4 protein-coding genes are annotated in these 3,147 nt (G+C 56.7%); all 4 read right to left on the bottom strand.

The features are described 5' to 3' along the window. Positions 1 to 520: ATP-binding cassette domain-containing protein (locus PHV74_15800; protein MDD5095815.1), on the bottom strand; the 520-nt coding region annotated here is incomplete at its 3' end. Beyond that, entirely contained in the window at positions 517 to 1,392 is an 876-nt protein-coding gene (gene pstA, locus PHV74_15795) for a phosphate ABC transporter permease PstA (protein MDD5095814.1), read from the bottom strand. The genes pstA and PHV74_15800, both read right to left, overlap by 4 nt. Next, positions 1,389 to 2,348 (bottom strand): phosphate ABC transporter permease subunit PstC, encoded by a 960-nt coding sequence (pstC, locus tag PHV74_15790; GenBank protein MDD5095813.1) that lies wholly within the window; start codon positions 2,346 to 2,348, stop codon positions 1,389 to 1,391. Before pstC ends, pstA begins: the two co-directional genes overlap by 4 nt. A 4-nt stretch (positions 2,349 to 2,352) precedes the next feature. Beyond that, on the bottom strand, positions 2,353 to 3,147 hold a 795-nt coding region (locus PHV74_15785; GenBank protein ID MDD5095812.1), incomplete at its 5' end, for a phosphate ABC transporter substrate-binding protein.

The raw sequence follows: 3,147 nt of genomic DNA, 5'->3' as shown, positions 1-3,147 counted from the left end.
GTCCCCCGGAAAGGGCCAAGCCGGATTGATCCAGCTTATCCTTGACTTCATCCCACAGCGCGGCCTGGCGCAGGCTATTCTCCACGATACTGGACAAAAGCGCTTTGTAAGTCCGTCCGTGACGGCGCGGTCCGAATGCCACGTTATCGAATACGGACATGGGAAAGGGATTGGGCTTCTGGAAAACCATGCCCACCCGTTTGCGCAACTCCACCACATCGATATTGTTTTCGTATATGGAAATACCCTCCAGATCAACTTTGCCTTCCACACGGGCATCACGGACAAGGTCGTTCATGCGATTGAAAAGGCGCAGCAGGGAGGACTTGCCGCACCCCGATGGGCCGATGATGGCGGTAATGGAAGATTCGGGGATATCGATGCTGATATTCCGCAAGGCATGGAAACGCCCGTAGTACAAATTAGCTTCCCTGGTCCGCAACTTAATCTTCGAGGGGGATGTGTCCTCGGCAATTGTCCGGCGTGGGCTCAAGTCTATGTTCAAAGATTTCTGAGTCATCGCTCTCTCCCGCGCCGGACTCTCCATCGGATATAGATCGCGGCGCTGTTGAAGAATAATACCACCAGGAGGAGTACCAGGGCTATGCCCCACATTGTTTTCTGAGGCATGTCCGGCACTTGGGTGGAGGTGACGTAGAGATGATAGGGCAGGGCGGAAAATTGATCCATCGGCGAATGTGGCAGCCATGTCTGGAAGAAGGTGGCGCCCACCATCAGGATCGGAGCCGTTTCACCGGCGGCACGTGATAAGGAAAGCAACATCCCGGTGATAATTCCCGGCAAAGCCTGAGGCACGATCACCTCTTTGATTGTTTGCAGCTTGGTAACTCCCAGCGCCAGACTGGCCTCACGATAGTCTTTCGGCACGGCTATCAGCGCTTCCCGGGAAGAAGTAATCACCATCGCCAGAGCTTGGCAGGCCAGAGTGAGGCTGGCTGCCAGCAGCGAGGTGCCGAAACCCAGTCCCAGGGCAAAAATTCCCAAACCGAAAAGCCCGAAGACGATAGAGGGTACCCCTGCCAGATTGGCGATGCTCAGATTTATGACCCGGGTTAGCCAGTTCTGCGGAGCGTATTCCGTGAGGTAAATGGCGGCCATGACCCCCACCGGCAAGGCAAAAATGAGCGTGCCCAGCATCAGGAACAGCGTTCCCAGTATCGCCGGCCAGATGCCGCCCTCGAGGCCGCTTTTGCGGGGCATCTCGCTCAGGAAATGCCAGCTGATCATCTCCGATCCGCTGATGACGATGTGCAGGATGATGTATCCCGCTACGGCGAGCACCACAAGCGTGCTCATGGCGAGCAGGGCAAAGGCAAACCGCTCCTGGAAAAGGCGGGAAGGCCCGGATACCAGTTTGCGAATAGCAGTCATCGGGAGAATTTCCTCCGCTGTCTTTCCAGCACCACATCGGCGATCAAATTGACGATGAAAGTCAGAATGAAAAGCACCAGCCCTATGGCAAAGAGGGCGTGATATTGCAACCCACCCTGGACGGAATTGTTGACTTCGGCAGCGATGGTTGCGGTCATCGGCCGCATAGGCTCCAGGGGAGACCCCGGCACGGAAAGCGCTCCTCCGGCTACCATGAGCACCGTCATCGTCTCGCCGATAGCCCGGCCAATCCCCAGCATGACGGCGGCGCTGATTCCTGAGAGAGCCGAAGGGATGATGACATGCCGGATGGTCTGCCATCTGGTGGACCCGAGGGCATAAGAGGCCTTGCGATATTCATCGGGGACTGCTGCCATGGCGTCCTCCGAGATGCTGATAATCAGGGGCAAGCTCATCACCGCCAGCATGATTCCGGCCGTGAGCCCTACAAGTCCGGTATTCAGGTTGAGGAAATCCTTGATGAAAGGCGCCAGCACAATCAACCCGATAAAGCCGATGACCACCGAAGGGATTCCGGCCAGCAGTTCAATAACCGGCTTGGCCACTTCTCTGAGCCACTGGGGAGCCACTTCGGAGAGGTAGGCAGCGCAGGCTATGCCAACGGGCACTGCCAGAGCCGTGGCAATTAAGGTCACCCACAGCGTGGATACCAGCGACGGCATCAGCCCGAAGGTGGGCGGATCCGATACCGGATACCATTTGCTACCGGTGATGAACTTCCAGGGGTTCACGTCGGAGAAGAAGGGCAAGCCCTCCTTGAGCAGGAAAACAAAGATGCCGATGAGGATAGCCACCGCCAGCAACCCGTTGAAGGCGATGAACCACTCAACGAGCCGCTCACCGGGCCGGTGGCGACGCCTGAGGCTGGCAGCCAGGGGCATGACCCCGGCTCCAGCCTCGATTTTCTCCTGGGATCGGCGAAAGGGAATTTTCATTTATCTAGTTGATATTCACAAAGTCCAGTTCCAATACGATCTTCTGCCCCTCGGCTCCCATCGCCCAGTCTATGAACGCCTTGGTTGTGCCCTGAGGCTGGCCGTTGGTGTAAAAGAAGAGCGGTCGGGCTACGGGATAACTGCCGTCTTTGACCGTCTGGACACTGGCGCCGATAGCGGTATCGGACGCTGTCTTCTTGATATTGAGAGCCTTCACCTTATCGGTGACATATCCCAATCCGACGTAGAAGATGGCATTAGCATTGCCGGAGACCTCTTCGATGCCGGTCTTGGAGGAGGCCATCATCAGCACCTTGGAGCCGTACTCCAGCTTCTTATCGGCGGCGGGCATTCCGGCCATCTGAACCACATGCTCTTTGAAGAACACATGAGTTCCGGAGTTGGTGTCCCTGGAGAGGACCAGAATGGAGGCATCCTTGCCGCCCACGTCCTTCCAGTTAGTGATCTTGCCGGTGTAGATATCAGAGAGCTGTTGGAAGTTCAGTTCGTTGACCGCATTGGACGGGTTTACTACCACCGAGAGGCCATCCAGCGCCACGATGAATTCCACCGGATTGACGCCGTTCTTCTGGGCATTGGCGATTTCCTGGGCAGTCATCGAGCGGGAAGCCTGGCAGATATCGGTGGTTTTGTTAATCAAAGCAGCGATGCCTGTGCCCGATCCGCCCCCGGTGACGGAGATGGAGACTTTGGAATGCTCCTTCATGAAGCCTTCAGCCCAGCGGGCTCCCAGGTTGACCATGGTATCGGAACCCTTGATGGTGATGTTTCCGGATAG

The sequence above is a fragment of the Dehalococcoidia bacterium genome (assembly GCA_028711995.1).
GTDB lineage: Bacteria > Chloroflexota > Dehalococcoidia > SZUA-161 > SpSt-899 > JAQTRE01.
The sequence above is the reverse complement of the archived record's forward strand: the minus strand, read 5'-3'. Positions and strand labels throughout refer to the sequence as shown.